This window comes from Rhodobacteraceae bacterium S2214 (genome assembly GCA_025141675.1).
In the GTDB taxonomy this organism is placed as follows: domain Bacteria; phylum Pseudomonadota; class Alphaproteobacteria; order Rhodobacterales; family Rhodobacteraceae; genus Yoonia.
On record CP081161.1, the window covers coordinates 3,272,540 to 3,290,748 of the forward strand.

Here is an 18,209-nt window from a genome sequence, read left to right on the forward strand (position 1 = left end):
CTCAAGAACCGCTGTTGCGGCAAACGGACGCTTTTGTCCTTTGATCCATCCACCGATAAGGAAAACCTGCATGTCCGCTGATCCGTTCCGCCCGTTTGATACAAATCTAGACCGCGACACTGCGCTTTCACTGCTACAAGACGCCACAGCCGGAGCTGACGACGGGGAACTGTTTCTGGAACGCCGCCGGTCAGAGGTTCTGGCGTTTGACGATGGTCGCGTGAAAACCGCCAGTTTCGATGCATCCGAAGGATTCGGTCTGCGCGCTGTGAAAGGTGAAACCGCAGGCTATGCGCATTCAACCACGATTGACGAACACGCGTTGAAGCGCGCGGTCAGCACTGCGCGGCTGGCTGTAGGCGATGGTGGCGGCACGATGGCCGATGGCCCTGTCGGCACCAATAAGAAGCTGTATTCTGACGAAGACCCGATGTTGCAGGCCACCTTCCCTGCGAAAATCGATGTCCTGCGCGAGATCGACGACTTTGCCCGTGCTTTGGACAAGCGCGTCGTGCAAGTGTCCGCCGTTCTGGCCGCGTCGCATCAGGAAGTTCTGATTCTGCGCCCTGATGGCGTGCTGGTCACTGACACGCGCCCGATGTCGCGCCTGAATGTCAGTGTCATTGTCGAAGAAAACGGCCAACGCGAAAGCGGCATGTCTGGTGGCGGTGGGCGTGCGGGTCTGATCGGTCTGATTTCCCGCGACAACTGGGAACCTGCTGTGCGTGAAGCGCTGCGGATCGCGCTTGTGAACCTTGACGCAGAGCCCGCCCCCGCAGGTGTTATGGACGTCGTGCTTGGGCCAGGCTGGCCGGGAATTTTGCTGCACGAAGCAATTGGTCACGGGTTAGAGGGCGATTTTAACCGTAAAGGGTCAAGCGCCTTTGCAGGTCTTATGGGTCAGCAGATTGCATCCAAAGGCGTCACAGTGTTGGACGACGGGACAATTCCGGACCGACGCGGGTCGATCACGGTCGATGACGAAGGCACGCCGAGCGCCAAGAACACGTTGATCGAAGACGGTGTTCTGGTTGGCTACATGCAGGACCGTCAAAATGCGCGCCTGATGGGGGTCGCCCCCACGGGGAATGGCCGTCGTGAAAGCTATGCCCACGCGCCAATGCCGCGAATGACCAACACATATATGTTGTCCGGTCCCGACACGCCGGAATCGCTTGTCGCTGATTTGAAGGACGGGATTTATGCGGTCGGCTTTGGCGGTGGTCAGGTCGATATCACCAACGGCAAGTTCGTCTTTAGCTGCACCGAAGCCTATCGCGTTAAGAACGGCGTTGTCGGCGCACCAGTTAAGGGTGCCACGCTGATCGGTGACGGGGCGACAGCGTTGAAGCATATCCGCGGGATCGGCAATGATATGGCGCTTGATCCGGGCATCGGGAATTGCGGCAAAGCGGGCCAATGGGTGCCTGTTGGCGTTGGTCAGCCAAGCCTGATGATTGGCGGGCTGACTGTTGGTGGCGCTGCGACTTGACCCAAATACTGGCTGCAAGCGCGCGTGAACCTGTGACGTGGGGCACGGTGCTGCTTGCAGCGCTGTTCACTTGGGTTGGGACGTCCGGCTGCGGGTGGGCGTTGTTGACGATTGGATCGGCGTTGGTCGAAGTTTTGGCGTTTGAGCCTGCGCAGGTCTCAGCGATCCTTCAAACCATTGATTTTGTGGCGGTCGTTGTCTTTGCTTTGATGCTATCTGGTGTTGTCAGCTGGATTCCGTTGATCGTCCTGACGCCAATTGTAAAAGCGCTGGCCAACGCCGATCATGATAAACCGCTTGTCGGTGCAGGGATCGGGATTGTGGCGGGTGCTGCGACAGCGCTTATCCTATTTGGGAATGATTTCCCGGGAGATGAAATGGTCCTGCTCGGCATAGCTGTCGGGGCCATCGTGGGGGCGACCAATATGGCGGTTTTGCGGTGGTTACGAAAGCGAGCGGCGAAGGAGGCCCCCCAGAAATAGTGGGGCAAATTGCCTTAAATTGTTCATATCCCGTTAAGAAGTTGGCCGTAACACTAGAGGTGTAGCAAACGGAGAACGAGACATTGGAGACGTGACACCTTCCACTCACCCCCCACTCCCACCCACCACGGAAGACGATTCTTTTCACCGTCTCCGTTTGCTGCGATCCCGACGCGTTGGCATCGCAACCTACCGCCGCCTGATCCGCGAACATGGCACGGCGGTGGACGCGTTACGGGCATTACCAGATGTCGCACGTGCGGCAGGTGTGACGGATTACCAAATCTGCCCTGAAGCCGTGATCAACGCAGAACTGCGCGCAGGCAAAGCCGCAAGCGCCACGCTGTTAACGGAAGACCACCCTGATTACCCAGCCACGCTGCTGGAAATCTCTGACGCGCCGCCATTGTTATGGACAATGGGGCAAACCGCATTGTTACGGCGGCCTATGGTCGCACTTGTGGGTGCGCGCAACGCGTCATCCTTGGGCACACGCATGGCCAAAGCGCTGGCAGCGGGGCTATCTGAGGCGGGTATCGTTGTCGTTTCAGGGTTGGCGCGCGGCATCGACACCGCGGCACACCTAAGCAGCTTACAGAACGGAACAATTGCGGTGCAGGCTGGCGGGGTCGATACAGTGTACCCCGTTGAGAACGCGAAACTCGCCAGCGACATCGCCAAACAGGGACTGCGGATTTCGGAAATGCCGATTGGCATGCAACCGCACGCCCGCCATTTCCCAACGCGAAACCGGATCATTTCCGGTTTGTCGTCTGCTGTCGTTGTGGTCGAAGCCGCCGCAAAATCGGGCAGCTTGATCACAGCCCGCAATGCTTTGGATCAAGCGCGTGACGTTCTTGCGGTGCCCGGCCACCCTTTTGATGCGCGGGCGGCAGGGTGCAATATGTTGATCAGAGACGGCGCGCTTTTGGTACGATCCGCGCAAGATATCATTGACGCAATAGCAACGCTCGCCCCGCAGCAAGCAGATCTTCCGTTGGAAACGCCAATCGAAAAACCATCGCGCAGCTTGCGGGAAACGGCCGCGCTGCACAGTCAAATCCTATCGCGTTTGGGACCATCGCCGGTCGCGGAAGATCAGCTTATCCGTGATCTTCAAACTGCGCCGACGACCATCGCACCCGTGATTATGGACCTCGAACTGGACGGCAAAATCACCCGTCATGCAGGCGGCCTTTTGGCACGTGTTGATTGACCTTCAGAATTCCCCCTAGATAAATTCAGCACTTTTCAACTACTTGATGGTCAAGAAAAAGGGATTGCGCTTGTCTCGAAACCTGCGCATTGACATTCAGTCATGCGCCCCCACATCTTGCGCAGACCTTGCGTAACTCGTTATTTGACAGGAATTTCATGCCAGTCGTCGTCGTCGAATCCCCTGCTAAGGCAAAGACAATCAACAAATATTTAGGCAACGACTATACCGTTCTTGCCTCTTTTGGGCATGTCCGTGACTTGCCGCCCAAAGACGGATCAGTCGATCCGGACGATGATTTTGCGATGAAATGGGAAATCGCAAGCGACAGCAAAAAGCATATTAAGGCGATTGTTGACGCATTGAAGACCGACAACGAACTGATCCTCGCGACCGACCCCGACCGCGAAGGTGAAGCGATTTCCTGGCATTTGACCGAGGCGTTGACCGCAAAGAAAGCGATCAAAAAAGACACGCCAGTGTCCCGCGTTGTGTTTAACGCCATCACCAAAGCCGCCGTGACCGATGCGATGAAGAACCCGCGTCAGGTTGATGTGCCGTTGGTCGACGCCTATCTCGCGCGCCGTGCTTTGGATTATTTGGTGGGCTTTAAGTTGTCGCCAGTATTGTGGCGCAAATTGCCAGGCGCTAAATCAGCGGGCCGTGTGCAATCCGTGACACTGCGGATCATCGTCGAACGCGAAATGGAAATCGAAGTTTTCCGCGCGCAAGAATACTGGTCCGTCAAAGCGGTGTTGCAAACGCCACGCGGTCAGACATTCGAAGCACGACTGACGACGCTTGCGGGCGACAAGCTCGATAAATTTTCGATTGAAAATGAAACGCAGGCGGAAATGGCCGTTCAGGCGATCAATTCGCGCGATTTGGTCGTCAAATCTGTCGAGGCGAAACCCGGTTCGCGTAACCCGTCGCCCCCGTTTATGACGTCGACCTTGCAGCAAGAAGCGTCGCGCAAATTTGGCATGGGCGCCAAGCAAACGATGTCTGTTGCGCAACGTTTGTACGAGGCCGGTTTGATCACATACATGCGGACCGATGGCATCGACATGGCGCCTGAAGCGGTCGCTGGCGCACGCGACGCGATCAAGGCAAAATTCGGCGATAAATATCTACCCGAAAAGCCGCGCGTCTATAAAAACAAAGCGAAGAACGCCCAAGAAGCGCACGAATGTGTGCGCCCGACTGATTTGATGGTCGACACGGCTGCTGCGAAAATCGTCGATTCGGATCAACGAAAGCTTTACGATCTGATCTATAAACGGACGATTGCGTCCCAGATGGAAGCCGCGAAATTCGAACGCACGGCCGTCGATATTGGTAGCGACGACGGTCAGGTTGTGCTGCGTGCCAACGGCCAAGTCATGGTGTTTGACGGGTTTATCGCCGTTTACGAAGAAGGTCGCGACGACGCGGTTGTCGATGATGATGACAAGCGCCTGCCGCAAATTCACGAAGGCGAAAAAGCTGTCAAAGAGACGGTCACGCCCGAGCAACATTTCACCCAACCGCCGCCCCGCTATACCGAGGCGACGCTGGTGAAGCGGATGGAAGAACTGGGCATCGGCCGCCCGTCGACCTACGCGTCCATTGTGACCACGATTCAGGATCGCGGGTATGTTGAAAAAGACAAAATCCGCCTGATTCCGCAGGATAAAGGACGATTGGTGACGGCGTTCCTATCGAACTATTTCCGCAAATATATCGGCTATGATTTCACCGCCGATCTGGAAAACCAGTTGGACGAAGTCAGCGCAGGCAACGGCGACTACAAGAAGGTTCTTGCGAACTTCTGGCGCGATTTCTCTGCCGCGATTGGCGAAACCTCAGAGCTGCGGATAACCGAAGTTCTTGAAAAAATTAACGAAGTTCTGGAACCGCATTTGTTCCCGCCTGAAGAAGACGGGTCCGATCCGCGTGCGTGTAAGAATTGCGGCGTTGGTCGGCTGTCGATGCGCACTGCGCGGTCGGGCGGCGCTTTCATCGGGTGTTCTAATTATCCGGAATGCCGATACACCCGCCCATTTGGCCCACCGAATCCGGAAGCAGAAGCATCCGCAATTCCGCCTGACGGAAAACTGTTGGGCGAAGATGCAGGTGATGAGATCCGTGTGTTCAAAGGCCGGTTTGGCCCGTATGTACAGCGTGGTCCCGTGACTGAAGAGAACAAGAAACCGCCGCGGACAGGTGTGCCCGAGGGATGGAACCCCGAAGAGATCGACCTGGCCGACGCGGTGAAATTGCTGGAACTGCCCCGTTTGATCGGCGAACACCCTGAAGATGGCGTAAATGTTTGGGCGAATTTAGGCCGGTACGGACCGTATCTGAAACATGCTGAAAACACGTCGTTTAGAGGCGGGACCAACGCAAATCTGCCCACGATTGATGACGTCTGGACTGTCGGCATGAACCACGCCGTGCAATTGTTGGCCGAAAAGAAAGCGTCACGTGGCAACCGCGGGAAAGCCGCGACACCGATCCGCGAGCTTGGCGATCACCCAGAGGCAGGCGGTCCGGTTAATATTTATGACGGCAAATACGGTCCTTACGTGAAATGGGAAAAGATCAACGCGACGATCCCCGACACGATTGATCCGGCTGATCTGACGTTGGCGCATGCGGTTGATTTGCTTGATGAACGGGCTGCGAAGTCTGGCAAAACCATCAAAAAGAAAGCAGCGCCAAAGAAGAAGGCCGCTGCGAAGAAACCAGCCGCGAAGAAAAAGCCTGCAGCAAAGAAACCGGCGGCGAAGAAGCCCGCTGCGAAGAAAAAAGCAGCTGACTGAACATAAGGGGCCAGTGCGCTGGCCCCGCGCCTCTCGGGGATGTGACTGACCGTGCGTTGATCCTTTCCCGCGTTGTTCGTATCGCTTTGGAAAACAAAGCAGGATACAGCATGACCTCGACATTTTTGAACCGTCGCACGTTGATTGCCGGCGTTGCCGCTACGCTGGCGACGCCCGCGTTGTCACAATCCGCGCCCCCAACGTCGCGCAATACCGCAAAATTCGTCGCGCAAAATTGGCAGGACCATTTTGATACGCTGGGTGTTGCGGCCATCGTTGCGGACACCCAAAGCCGCGCACTGCATTTCTGGAAGGGCGATGTATATCGTGTCTATCCAACGTCTGTTCCCGCCACAGATGAATTGACCAAACGCGGGTACACCGAAATCGTTCGCAAACGGGTTGGTCCGGATTGGACCCCGACAGCGTCACAAAAGGAACGGTTCGGCTGGACATATATGCCGCCAGGTCCAGAAAACCCGCTGGGGACACATGCGATGTATCTGTCTTGGCCCGCCTATTTGATTCACGGGACACACGACACGCGCAAGATCGGACGCCCGTCTTCTGACGGATGTATCGGACTATATAATGAACAAATTGCTGATCTTTTTGCAATTACGCCAGTCGGAACGCAGGTCCGTGTGATCTAGCCGGATTGCAACCGGTTGCAATAATTTACGCTGCACCGCCGCATTTCATTGACTCCATGTTCACGTAACGGCATCAACGCTGTGAACAACGGGAGAGGCTTGGCATGAAGAAGATTTACCCCAACGCGGCGGCAGCCCTTGATGGGTTATTGCACGACGGGATGTTTATTGCGGCGGGCGGCTTTGGCCTTTGCGGTATTCCAGAACTGTTGCTTGACGCGATCAAAGACGCAGGCACCAAGGATTTGACGTTTGCTTCGAACAACGCGGGCGTTGATGATTTTGGCATCGGCATTCTGCTGCAGACCCGTCAGGTCAAGAAGATGATCTCGTCATACGTCGGTGAAAACGCCGAATTCATGCGTCAATATTTGTCTGGCGAGCTGGAACTGGAATTCAATCCGCAAGGCACATTGGCCGAACGGATGCGTGCTGGTGGCTGTGGAATTCCCGGATTTTACACCAAGACTGGTGTGGGCACCGTGATTGCCGAGGGCAAAGAGCACAAAGACTTCAATGGTGAGACATACATCATGGAAGAAGGCATCTTTGCTGATCTCGCGATCGTCAAAGCATGGAAAGCGGACGAAACGGGGAACCTGATCTTCCGTAAGACTGCCCGCAACTTTAACCCGCCTGCTGCGATGTGCGGGAAGGTCTGTGTCGTTGAGGTTGAGGAAATCGTGCCAACAGGTTCGCTTGACCCCGATCACATCCATTTGCCGGGCATCTATGTGCACCGGATTATTCAGGGCGATCACGAAAAACGGATCGAACAACGTACAGTGCGGGAGGCTTGACCCATGTGGGATCGTAACCAAATGGCCGCGCGCGCGGCTCAAGAACTTGAAGACGGCACATATGTGAACCTTGGCATCGGCATTCCGACGTTGGTGTCCAATTACATCCCCGAGGGGGTCGAAGTGACGTTGCAGTCTGAAAACGGCATGCTGGGCATGGGCCCGTTTCCGTTGGAAGCTGATATCGACGCCGACCTGATTAACGCGGGTAAGCAGACGATTACAGAACTGCCGCAAACAGCGTATTTCGATTCCTCGCAATCCTTTGGCATGATCCGCGGTGGCAAGATTGCGATGGCGATCTTGGGTGCGATGGAAGTTGCCGAGAATGGTGACCTCGCGAACTGGATGATTCCCGGCAAGCTGGTCAAAGGCATGGGCGGCGCGATGGATCTTGTCGCTGGCGTCGGTCGTGTTGTTGTTGTGATGGATCACACGAACAAACATGGTGACAGCAAGCTGCTGAAAGCCTGCACCTTGCCGTTGACTGGCCAAGGCGTTGTTGATCGGATCATCACGAACCTTGGTGTACTAGATGTTGTCGAAGGCGGATTGCGGATCGTTGAATGCGCTGAAGGCGTATCAGAGGACGAACTGCGCGCCGCGACGGAAGCCGCTATCGTTTGAGATCTGTTATATAGTGACAAAGAAAAGGCCGGGTCGCGTTATGCGATCCGGCCTTTTTGCTTTCGGCGCGGTGTCCAACAGGTAAAATCCTGCCTATCTATCTGTTCGCGACCGCAAAGACGCATCCATCCGTCACAAGCTGCGGCGGCGTCTGACACAGTCCTTTTGCAACATTAAATGCGGCCAGTACCTTCGGCACGTAAGCCCGTGTTTCGGGATACGGCGGCACGCCGTTGTTGTCGCGCACAGCGCCTTCGCCAGCGTTATATCCGGCAAGCACCAAAATCGGGTCTTTATCAAAGTGCTCCATGAGCCACGCAAGATACGCGACACCTGCTTTGATATTTTCGGCTGGGTTCACGCGGTCTGTGACACCGAATCTTTCAGCCGTTGCTGGCATCAGCTGCATAAGACCAACGGCCCCAGCGTGGCTTTCTGCCTGCACCTTGCCCGCGCTTTCGATCGAAATGAGCGCAAGGACCAATGCAGGGGACACATCCGTTCCCACGGTTTCGCGCAAAATGGTTAAGCCGTGGGCCTGCGCGATGTTTTGTAATGTCTGCAAACGCGGGGCGGGCACGGAATTGCCGCCCGGAGGGTTGTTGATCAATTGCAGCGCAGGCTGCAAACGCCCCGGTCCGCTGTCAGAACGGGCAGGAGATATTGTCGACCAGAACCATTCCATCCCAGAACTGCGGGGCTGGGCCTGCGGTTGGGCGGATACGGCTGTACCTGCTGCGGCAGGCGTCGTCGGTGCACGTGGTGTCACCTGAACCCGAATCCGGTTCGATGCACCTGCGGTTGGCACCGTGACACGGCGAAACGTAAAGTCCGGTTGTAGGCGCTTTATCTCAGCCACCACGGGCCCTGTCGCACAAACAAGTGCAAGCGCCGCTGCGAAAGCGGTTCGAATATACATTATGAATGTCCTGCCGACGTTTTTTATTCCTTCCAATCAAGCAACATTTGTTTTGTATTGCCAGCAAAACGCAAACAATTGCCTAATTCGATTTGGATTGGACGCAAATGCGCAACGAACGCGCAAGCGCAATACATAAAAATTGCCCTATAATTCGTATCAAAACATATACTTACGTATAAATCTCAATTTTTTTGGGGGCTGCGCAAAATTGCACCAACCAAGACAAACTCTCGCCGCATTCCAACGTCAAAACTTACTCATCCAAAGCGGGGATCGAGCCAACAAGAGGCCGGCAAGATAAGATCCGCAGACGATAACTGAAAAACTAGCGACACCCTGAGGAGGGAATTTAATGCTTAACTTTATCAAAAACTTCCGCAACGACGAAGACGGCGCAGTAACAGTAGACTGGGTTGTTTTGACAGCTGCTATCGTTGCTCTCGGCCTGGTTGTCGGCAACGCAGTTTCAACTGGCGCGTCTACAAAAGCGACTACAATCGTTTCTGAAATGACTTCTTCCGGTACAACTCCTTAATCTGGAGTTGACGTAGTCAGGGTCTACCTGACTTCGCCACAAGAATTGAGGCCACACTGCAATCGTAGTGTGGCCTTTCTTCGTTTTCAGGGGCTCCGTTTTTCCCAAAAATGTCGAAAATGCGAATGATTGCGAAACACCAAATCCCTGAAAATTCATAGGTTGGCCACGTTTGCGCCACATAAAGGGTTCAAGAAAGAAGCGGAAATTTAAGTGCGCGGAGCATCAAAATGTTAAAATCGATCAAATCCTTCTGGAGCAACGAAGACGGCGCAATTACTGTCGACTGGGTTGTTTTGACCGCAGCGGCTGTTGCGCTATGCTTGCTGGTATTGTCGACAATTCAAACCGGCGCACTGACGACTATCGCCGCTATGTGGGCAAGCGCTGGCTAACTTTACTGTCGGCTGCGCAGGTGACAAAACGCGCAAAGCGGGACTTCGGGCAAGAGTCCACTTTGTGATACACAATAAAACCTTGAGGTAAATGAAATGCGTGCAGTATTTGGTTTAGTCATGATCGTCGGGATGGGTCTCGCCGGTTTTGCTGTTTATATGGTGAACGGCTACGTCAGCGAAACGCAAAGCGAACGCGATCTGCTGTTGCAGCGTGCCGCTGAAGTTGTTCCGACCGTTGGCGTTTACGCCGTTACACGCCAAATGAAATATGGTGAGACGTTGACCGCTGATGACGTCGCCGTCATTCAATATGCAGAACCGTTCTTGCCTGAAGGCGTCTTTACGACCGAAGAAGAATTGTTCCCCGAAGGCGACGAAGAACTGCGTGTTGTGACCCGTCCGATGGAAATTAACGAACCCGTTCTGGCTGTGAAGGTCACCGAACCGGGCGATATCGCAGGTATTACGTCCCTGCTGAGCCCCGGCATGCGCGCCTTTACGATCAGCGTTGATGTGCAGTCCGGTGTGTCCGGCTTCCTGCGTCCAGGCGACCGTGTTGACGTTTATTGGTCCGGCAGCCTGCGCACGGCTGGCGGTGAAAACGAAAACATCACGCAGTTGATCCTGTCATCTGTTGAACTGATCGCGATTGACCAGACATCCGATTCAAACCGCAGCGACGCTGCAATTGCCCGGACTGTGACTGTACAGGTCAGCCCTGCCAACGTGGCGGCCCTGACCCAAGCGAGCGCGACGGGTAAGCTGTCTTTGGCGCTGGTTGGTGCCGGTGATACGGCGACGATCAGTTCCATTGCGATTGACCAAAGAACGCTACTTGGTGTCGAAGAAGCACCCGAAGTTGTCGAAGAAGCACCTGTCGTGGTTGAAGCCCCTAAGCAGTGCTTTATCAAGCAACGCAGCGGCGCACAGGTTGTCGAAGTCGAAATTCCTTGCACGAACTAAGCGCTGACAAGGACTAAAATTGACGGCGTCGCTGACATCAGCGGCGCCGTTTTCACATAAATCTCTGTGGCGCAGCGGCCACGATGCTTCGTTTTGGTGTAACAGACTAAAGGGTTTAACCCCATCTGTTGCCAGTTATCCACATAAGGACCAGCCTCCAACGCATTGATTATTGCAATAAATGCTCATCCAATGCATCGTCACACCACATCGGGCGCTAAGACCCATTTAACGAGGCGTGATCGGAGAGGCAGGTCACCATGACATATACGAACCTTATCAAGGCCGCGCTTGCGGGATTGGCATTGTCGTTCGCGACAGTACCAACCTCAAGTGCAGCGGAAACACTACGCGTGTTGCGAGGAGCAACATCAAGTGCACTACAAGTGCCAATGAACCGCGCTGTGGTTGTAGAGAGCGATTCTGCATTCACCGAACTTTCCATCGCCAACCCCGGCATCGCGGACATCTCGTCCCTGTCGGACCGCACGATCTATGTGCTGGGCAAGGAACCGGGCCGCACGACATTGACACTATTGGGGGCCGATGGGCGCCTGATCACAAACGTCGAGGTCCACGTGACCCCCGACATCGCAGAATTCAAAGAACGTCTGGAGCAGATCCTGCCCGGCGAACATATTGAAGTCCGCACAGCCAACGACGGCATTGTTCTTTCCGGCACCGTATCTTCGATTGCCCGTTTGGATCGCGCCCTTGAACTGGCGAACCGTTACGCACCAGAGCGGGTTTCGAACCTGATGGTCGTCGGTGGTACACAACAGGTGATGTTGAAAGTCCGCTTTGCAGAAATGCAGCGGTCTGTATCCAAATCGCTTTCTTCGTCCCTCGCGGTTCAAGGCACAGGCCTTGGCGGTGATCTGGGCGTGTCAGCTGGTACAGGTAGCCTGAACAATTCTGGCGCAGTGGCCAGCACGTTCGGCGCGGCAATCCCTGCTGTGAACGAAAACAATGGGGCATTCCTGTTCGGGTTTAACGCAGGCGGCCTTGAAGTTGGCATTCTGCTGGAAGCCTTGGAAAGCCGTGGTGTTGTGCGCACATTGGCAGAACCAAACCTGACCGCACTGAGCGGCCAAGAGGCAAAGTTCCTTGCCGGTGGTGAGTATCCGGTTCCAACAACGCAGAGTGAAGGTGGCATCGCCGTTGAATATAAGCCGTTTGGTGTTGAACTGAACTTTATTCCACGGGTTATCGACCAAGACATCATCAACCTTGAATTGGTTGCTGCGGTATCTGCAATCGATCCATCAAACGGCGTTTCAGCTGGCGGGTTCTCGATCGACGCATTCACGCGCCGCGAGACATCAACAACTGTTGAAATGCGTGACGGCGAAAGCTTTGCCATCGCGGGTCTGTTGTCTGATGACTTTACCGATCTGAATGGTCAGGTGCCATGGCTGGGCGATGTGCCTGTGCTTGGGTCCCTGTTCCGGTCCGCTGAATATGCGCGCCGCCAGACAGAGCTGGTTATTATTGTAACGCCACATCTTGTGACACCAACACGCGGCGAAGCTCTTGCCTTGCCAACTGACCGTGTTCGCCCACCAACCGAGCGTGAATTGTTCCTGTTTGGCCGCGTTGCCGCAGGTGAAGCACCAACAGCCGGTGGCGCTGGTGAAGTTGCACGCCAAGACTTTAGCGGGTCTTACGGCTACGTGCTGGACGATTGAGAGGGAATGATCCAATGAAAATCTATCTGTCAGCCGTTGCAGCTCTTGCTTTGCTGGGTGCATGTGACCAAACATCAGGCGGGGCGTTTGATCGCCCGCTTGGATCCGAACTGGATAACGGCAACTTCGGTAATGCCACGATGAACAACCACCTGGTCCAAACAGGCCAGAACGGTTTGACCATCAACCTGCAACGCCGCTTTGCGTCCGAAGTTGAATCTACTGTGAACTTTGCGTTCAATTCTGCCCAATTGGACGGTGCCGCACGTGCGACCCTGACCACGCAAGCAAACTGGATCAAACAGTTCCCAGAAGTCCGGTTCAAGGTCTTCGGCCACACCGATCTGGTTGGGTCTAACAGCTATAACCGTCGTCTTGGTTTGCGCCGCGCACAAGCGGTTGTTTCTTTCCTTGCGTCACAAGGCATCAGCCGGTCCCGTTTGGAAGCTGTTGTATCCTTCGGTGAAGAACAGCCAGTTGTCGCGACACAAAGCATGGAACGTCGTAACCGCCGGACCATCACGGAAGTATCCGGTTTTGTTGACGGCGATGGCACAGAGCTGAACGGCAAATACGCGCAAGTTATCTTCCGCGAATACGTCACCAGTGCTGTCCCACCAACAGGCGTGACCGCAGCGCAATCCATCAGTGAAGGCGCCGACGGCGGCTAAGCTGCGATCGCGACATACCAAATAGCCTCTCTATTTGATGATTTTTTGTTGACGCGGCCCGTATGGGTCGCGTCAACAACGTTTAAAAATATCCATGATCGTTGCCAATTATCGCACAAAGGCGATCTTTTGGCCCAAATGTCGACACGTTTCGGGGCCAAAACCACATCATAGGGATTTCTCCGCATGCGATTTGTGCGGGCCGAAAGATCAAGGGGGCCGGTACGAATCCTCCAAAGTCATCGGAAACATCCCGTAATGATGAGGATTTGAGTGATGAGCAGCGCAGTTTTGCAGCATGAACCACAGCCGATTGTTGCGTGTACAGTCAGCCGTGACGTCCAGATTTTCGATCTGCTGATCGAAGACATGGAAGCCGCACTGGGTGAACAATGGGGCGATCTGTCCTTTGACGACGCTATTCCTTTTCTGGCGCAGCCAGATGCCGCCTCCCTGAAATTTTTGACGATCGCGATGGACCACGAAGACGAGGACCGGCTCGCTTTGATCAGTCAGATTATTGCTGGCGCAAAGGCCCAAGGCATCAAGGTGATCCTCATCACCGAAGATGTGAGCCCTGCCGCATTGCACAATCTGCTGCGCGAAGGCGGCGACGAATTTGTCCCCTACCCGCTTCCTGAAAGCGAATTGGCCCGCGCGATTGAACGCGTCCTGACACCAAAAGAAGTTATGGATGTTGATCCAGTTGAAGGCGAAGCGCCACGCAAGAAGAAAATTGGCGGTGGCAAGAATGGTGTGATCATGCCCGTGCACGGATTGTCCGGTGGCATCGGTGCGACGACGATGGCTGTGAACCTTGCGTGGGAACTGGCGACGCTTGAAAAAGTGGATGCGCCAAAGGTCTGTTTGCTGGATTTCGATTTCCAATTTGGCACGACGGCAACCTATCTTGACTTGCCGCGTCGCGAAACCGTCGTGGAATTGCTGACCGACACAGAATCCATGGACAGCGAATCCTTCATGCAGGCGATGACAACCTACGAAGACACGCTGCACGTTTTGACCGCCCCGTTCGACATGATCCCGCTTGATCTTGTTGGCCCCGACGACATTCAACGCATCATGGATTTGGCGGCAAGCCACTTTGATTACGTAGTGATCGACATGCCATCGACGATGGTCGAATGGTCCCAGACAGTTCTGGATGCGGCCCACGTTTATTTCGGTATGATCGAACTGGACATGCGGTCTGCGCAGAACACCCTGCGTTTGAAGCGGGCCCTGCAGGCCGAAGATCTGCCGTTCGAAAAGATCCGTTTTGTGCTGAACCGCGCACCTGGATTTACCGATCTGAACGGTAAATCACGGGTCAAACGTTTAGCCGACAGCCTTGGCATCAGCATCGAAGTTTTGATGCCCGATGGTGGCAAACCTGTTGCACAAAACGCGGACCACGGTCTGCCGTTGGGGGCTGGTCTTCCGAAGAATGCATTGCGCAAAGAAATCGCGAAACTCGCGAAATCGGTCCACGAAGTTGGTGCCGCCGAAGCCGTTGAAGGCTGAGGGGAAGGAACAAGACCATGTTTTCGAAGTATAAAAAACCAGGTGCAGGCGGCGATACCGCAAAGGCAGCAGCCAAAACGGCGCTATCCGCAGTTCCTGATGCCGTTGTAGAAGAGGCACCTAAGAAGTCTTTGATGCGCGCCATGCCGATTAAGCCTGCGGGCGACGTCGTTGCAGCGGACAAAGAAAAGCGCCGCAAAGTACGGCTTGGTGAAATCAAGCTGGAACTGCACAAAGCCCTGCTTGATAACCTGAACCTCGCCGCGCTTGAAACCGCGTCAGAGGCCGATTTGCGTGCAGAGATTAACGCGATTGCGACTGAATCCCTTGAGGAAATGGGCATCGTTCTGAACCGTGAAGAGCGCACAACCCTGTCGCAGGATTTGTTCTTTGAGGTGACGGGTCTTGGCCCGCTTGAAACGCTTCTGCAAGACGACACCGTGAACGATATTCTGGTGAACGGTCCGCAACAGGTGTTTGTGGAACGCGCTGGTAAGCTCGAATTGTCCGACGTGACCTTCAAAGATGAAAAGCACCTGCTGCGGATCATCGACAAAATCGTTTCTGCCGTTGGCCGTCGTGTTGATGAAAGTAACCCTTACGTCGATGCGCGTTTGCAGGACGGGTCGCGTTTCAACGCCATGGTTCCGCCAGTGGCCGTTGACGGGTCGCTCGTTTCCATTCGTAAGTTTAAGAAAGATAAGCTGGGCATTGACGATCTGGTCAAGTTCGGCGCTTTTACCGAAGAAATGGCCGCATATTTGCAGGCTGCTGTTGCCACTCGTCTGAATGTGATCGTGTCTGGTGGTACGGGTTCCGGTAAAACGACGACGCTGAACGCGCTTTCGTCCTTTATTGATAACAACGAACGTATCCTGACGATCGAGGATACTGCGGAACTTCAGCTGCAACAGACACACGTAGGTCGGATGGAATCCCGTCCGCCAAACGTTGAAGGCAAAGGCGAAGTTTCCCCGCGCGACTGTCTGAAAAACGCCCTTCGTATGCGTCCGGACCGGATCATCGTGGGTGAGACGCGTGGCGAAGAAGTTATCGACATGTTACAGGCGATGAACACAGGCCACGACGGATCAATGACCACAATTCACGCCAACAACGCGCGCGATGGTATTTCCCGTCTGGAAAACATGATCGCGATGGCGGGTATCGAAATGCCGCTGAAAGCGGTGCGGTCTCAGATTTCATCTGCGGTGAACCTGATCGTGCAGGCGTCACGTCTGCAAGATGGTTCGCGCCGGATGACATCCATCACAGAGATCACAGGCATGGAGGGGGACGTGATTTCCATGCAGGAAGTATTTCGTTTCCAGCGTGTGGGTCTGACGCCCGATAACAAGATTATCGGCCACTTTACCGCGACCGGTGTGCGTTCCGCGTATTCCGACCGCTTTAAGCTGTGGGGCTACGATCTGCCGCCAGCTATCTTTGAACCCATGGTTGCGGAGTAAATCCAATGATTTCAGCACAACCCATTATCTATATCGTCATTTTCGCCGCTGTACTTTTCTTGGTGCAGGGTGCGTATCTGCTGATCTTCGGGAAATCCGTTCAACTGGATAACAAGGTGAACCGCCGTCTGGCCCTGCTTGAAAAAGGCGGCCAGCGCGAACAGGTGCTGGAACAGCTGCGTAAGGAAATGACGCAGCACATGAGATCGCAAAGCATCCCGCTTTATTCGATTTTGGCGTCCAAAGCCCAAAAAGCAAACATCGCGTTTTCACCGGTTCAGTTGATAATGGTGATGGCAGGCGCATCTGTCGCCGCATTTGTTGGCCTGACGTTCGCCACCGAAATCGAAACATTGACGCGAATCTTCGTGGCCGTCGGCATGGGGATCGGCGGGGTCTACATGTGGATTTCTAAAAAAGCGAACAAGCGGATGTCGATGATCGAAGAACAACTGCCGGAAGCAGTTGAACTGATGGTCCGGTCTTTGCGTGTTGGTCACCCGTTTTCCAGCGCGATCCAGATCGTTGCGAAAGAAATCGCTGACCCGCTTGGCACCGAAATGGGCATGATTTCCGATGAAGCGGCATATGGTCGCGACATGGGTGAAACGCTGAAAGCCATGGCAGAACGTCTGGACATGCAGGATATGCGCTTCCTTGCGGTTGCTGTGACGATCCAACAGCAATCCGGTGGTAACCTGGCTGAAATTCTGCACGGGTTGGCGCAGGTGATCCGCGCACGGTTCCGCCTGTTTCGCCGCGTGAAAGCGATTACGGCCGAGGCCCAATGGTCCGGCAAACTGCTATCCGCTTTCCCGATTATGGCACTGATTGCGATCAACCTGATCAAGCCGGATTACTTTGACGAAGTGATGGAGACCGACGTGTTTATCCCTGCTTGTCTGATTGTTGCTGCGTTCTTGGTCACGAACATGATCGTGATGCGGGCGCTCGTGAATATTAAGGTCTGAGGTTACCCCATGGAATTCTTTAATAACGCCAAACTTATGGTTGAAGACATGCTCGGTCCATTTGGTCCGGTCATGCTGGTCGGTGCCCTTGGGTTCATGATGATCCTGATCACCCTGCCTATTCTGATGAAAAAGCAGGCCGACCCGCTGGACCGACTAAAGGCCAACACGCGCACCGTGCAAAAGATGCCGGGCAAGCCTGAAAAGCTGCGTGCAGCGTCAGGTCGTGATAAACTGGAAAAGTACGCGAACTTCCTCGAACCACAGGACGAAGAAGAATTCAGCGCTGTGAAGCTCAAGCTGATGCAGGCGGGTTACCAAAGCAAAAACGCCGTGCGGATGTACCATTTTTCCCAGTTCGCACTGGGCGTGATCGGTCTGATCATCGGCGTGGTCTACGCAATGGCCAATTCCGGTGACGAAACAACGACCCAAGATCTGTTGATCTGGGTTCTGATCCCGGGTGGTGCGTTCTACATGCTGCCAAAATACTGGGTCACACGTCGTCAGGCCATGCGCCACGAAGCGATCACCAACGGCTTTCCAGATAGCCTTGATATGATGCTGGTTTGCGTCGAAGCAGGCCAATCTTTGGATCAATCCATCATTCGCGTCGCCAACGAACTGAAGTCAGGCTTCCCTGATCTTGCTGGCGAATTCGAAGTGGTGAGCCACGAAATGAAAGCCGGTAAGGAAAAAGGCGCCGTGCTAAAAGACATGGCCGAACGGTGTGGTGTGCAGGATATCACCAGCTTTGTGACCGTGCTTGTGCAGTCCCAACAGTTTGGTACGTCAATTGCGGACGCTCTGCGGGTCTATGCATCTGAAATGCGGGACAAACGTGTGATGCGTGCGGAAGAAGCCGCAAACAAACTGCCAACAAAGATGACATTGGCCACGATGATGTTGACGGTGCCGCCGCTTCTGGTCATTTTGATCGGACCATCGATCTACGGCATCTCCCAGAACTTGGGCGGCTAACTAAGGCAGGCAC

At 54.6% G+C, this 18,209-nt stretch carries 17 protein-coding genes; 16 read left to right on the forward strand and 1 reads right to left on the reverse strand.

The window, feature by feature from the left end:
* Positions 1–70: 70 nt before the first annotated feature.
* From tldD to K3729_16210, 7 genes are all read left to right on the forward strand, one after another.
* Positions 71–1,492, forward strand: coding sequence for a metalloprotease TldD (tldD, locus tag K3729_16180; protein ID UWQ98930.1), 1,422 nt, complete (start codon positions 71–73; stop codon positions 1,490–1,492).
* Positions 1,489–1,974: a hypothetical protein gene (locus K3729_16185; protein ID UWQ98931.1), complete on the forward strand. Its 486-nt coding sequence runs from the start codon at positions 1,489–1,491 to the stop codon at positions 1,972–1,974. Before tldD ends, K3729_16185 begins: the two co-directional genes overlap by 4 nt.
* An 82-nt stretch (positions 1,975–2,056) precedes the next feature.
* Positions 2,057–3,190: a DNA-processing protein DprA gene (gene dprA / locus K3729_16190; GenBank protein ID UWR01098.1), complete on the forward strand. Its 1,134-nt coding sequence runs from the start codon at positions 2,057–2,059 to the stop codon at positions 3,188–3,190.
* 158 nt (positions 3,191–3,348) lie between these two features.
* Positions 3,349–5,994 (forward strand): type I DNA topoisomerase, encoded by a 2,646-nt coding sequence (gene topA, locus K3729_16195; GenBank protein ID UWQ98932.1) that lies wholly within the window; start codon positions 3,349–3,351, stop codon positions 5,992–5,994.
* 110 nt (positions 5,995–6,104) lie between these two features.
* Positions 6,105–6,647, forward strand: coding sequence for a L,D-transpeptidase (locus tag K3729_16200; GenBank protein ID UWQ98933.1), 543 nt, complete (start codon positions 6,105–6,107; stop codon positions 6,645–6,647).
* Positions 6,648–6,751: 104 nt separating this feature from the next.
* Positions 6,752–7,447: a CoA transferase subunit A gene (locus tag K3729_16205; protein UWQ98934.1), complete on the forward strand. Its 696-nt coding sequence runs from the start codon at positions 6,752–6,754 to the stop codon at positions 7,445–7,447.
* Between the two features lie 3 nt (positions 7,448–7,450).
* A complete protein-coding gene (locus K3729_16210) occupies positions 7,451–8,074 on the forward strand; it encodes a 3-oxoacid CoA-transferase subunit B (protein UWQ98935.1) in 624 nt (207 codons plus the stop codon).
* A gap of 97 nt (positions 8,075–8,171) precedes the next feature.
* Here K3729_16210 and K3729_16215 read toward each other — a convergent pair whose 3' ends face one another.
* Positions 8,172–8,993 carry a lytic transglycosylase domain-containing protein gene (locus K3729_16215; GenBank protein ID UWQ98936.1) on the reverse strand — a complete coding sequence of 274 codons (822 nt, stop codon included), beginning with the start codon at positions 8,991–8,993 and terminating at the stop codon, positions 8,172–8,174.
* 355 nt (positions 8,994–9,348) lie between these two features.
* Between K3729_16215 and K3729_16220 the strand changes: the two genes are divergently transcribed.
* From K3729_16220 to K3729_16260, 9 genes are all read left to right on the forward strand, one after another.
* A complete protein-coding gene (locus K3729_16220) occupies positions 9,349–9,531 on the forward strand; it encodes a hypothetical protein (GenBank protein UWQ98937.1) in 183 nt (60 codons plus the stop codon).
* A gap of 230 nt (positions 9,532–9,761) precedes the next feature.
* Positions 9,762–9,926: a hypothetical protein gene (locus K3729_16225; GenBank protein UWQ98938.1), complete on the forward strand. Its 165-nt coding sequence runs from the start codon at positions 9,762–9,764 to the stop codon at positions 9,924–9,926.
* 96 nt (positions 9,927–10,022) lie between these two features.
* Positions 10,023–10,892, forward strand: a complete 870-nt coding sequence (gene cpaB / locus K3729_16230) for a Flp pilus assembly protein CpaB (protein UWQ98939.1) — start codon at positions 10,023–10,025, stop codon at positions 10,890–10,892.
* A 260-nt stretch (positions 10,893–11,152) separates the two neighbouring features.
* Complete coding sequence (locus K3729_16235; GenBank protein ID UWQ98940.1) at positions 11,153–12,580, forward strand: type II and III secretion system protein family protein; 1,428 nt, start codon at positions 11,153–11,155, stop codon at positions 12,578–12,580.
* 14 nt (positions 12,581–12,594) lie between these two features.
* On the forward strand, positions 12,595–13,251 hold the full coding sequence (locus K3729_16240; GenBank protein UWQ98941.1) for an OmpA family protein: 657 nt from the start codon (positions 12,595–12,597) through the stop codon (positions 13,249–13,251).
* A 276-nt stretch (positions 13,252–13,527) separates the two neighbouring features.
* Entirely contained in the window at positions 13,528–14,775 is a 1,248-nt protein-coding gene (locus K3729_16245) for an AAA family ATPase (GenBank protein UWQ98942.1), read from the forward strand.
* Between the two features lie 17 nt (positions 14,776–14,792).
* Positions 14,793–16,244 carry a CpaF family protein gene (locus K3729_16250; GenBank protein UWQ98943.1) on the forward strand — a complete coding sequence of 484 codons (1,452 nt, stop codon included), beginning with the start codon at positions 14,793–14,795 and terminating at the stop codon, positions 16,242–16,244.
* Positions 16,245–16,249: 5 nt separating this feature from the next.
* Positions 16,250–17,215, forward strand: a complete 966-nt coding sequence (locus tag K3729_16255) for a type II secretion system F family protein (protein ID UWQ98944.1) — start codon at positions 16,250–16,252, stop codon at positions 17,213–17,215.
* Between the two features lie 9 nt (positions 17,216–17,224).
* Positions 17,225–18,196 carry a type II secretion system F family protein gene (locus tag K3729_16260; GenBank protein ID UWQ98945.1) on the forward strand — a complete coding sequence of 324 codons (972 nt, stop codon included), beginning with the start codon at positions 17,225–17,227 and terminating at the stop codon, positions 18,194–18,196.
* The last annotated feature ends 13 nt before the right edge of the window (positions 18,197–18,209 follow it).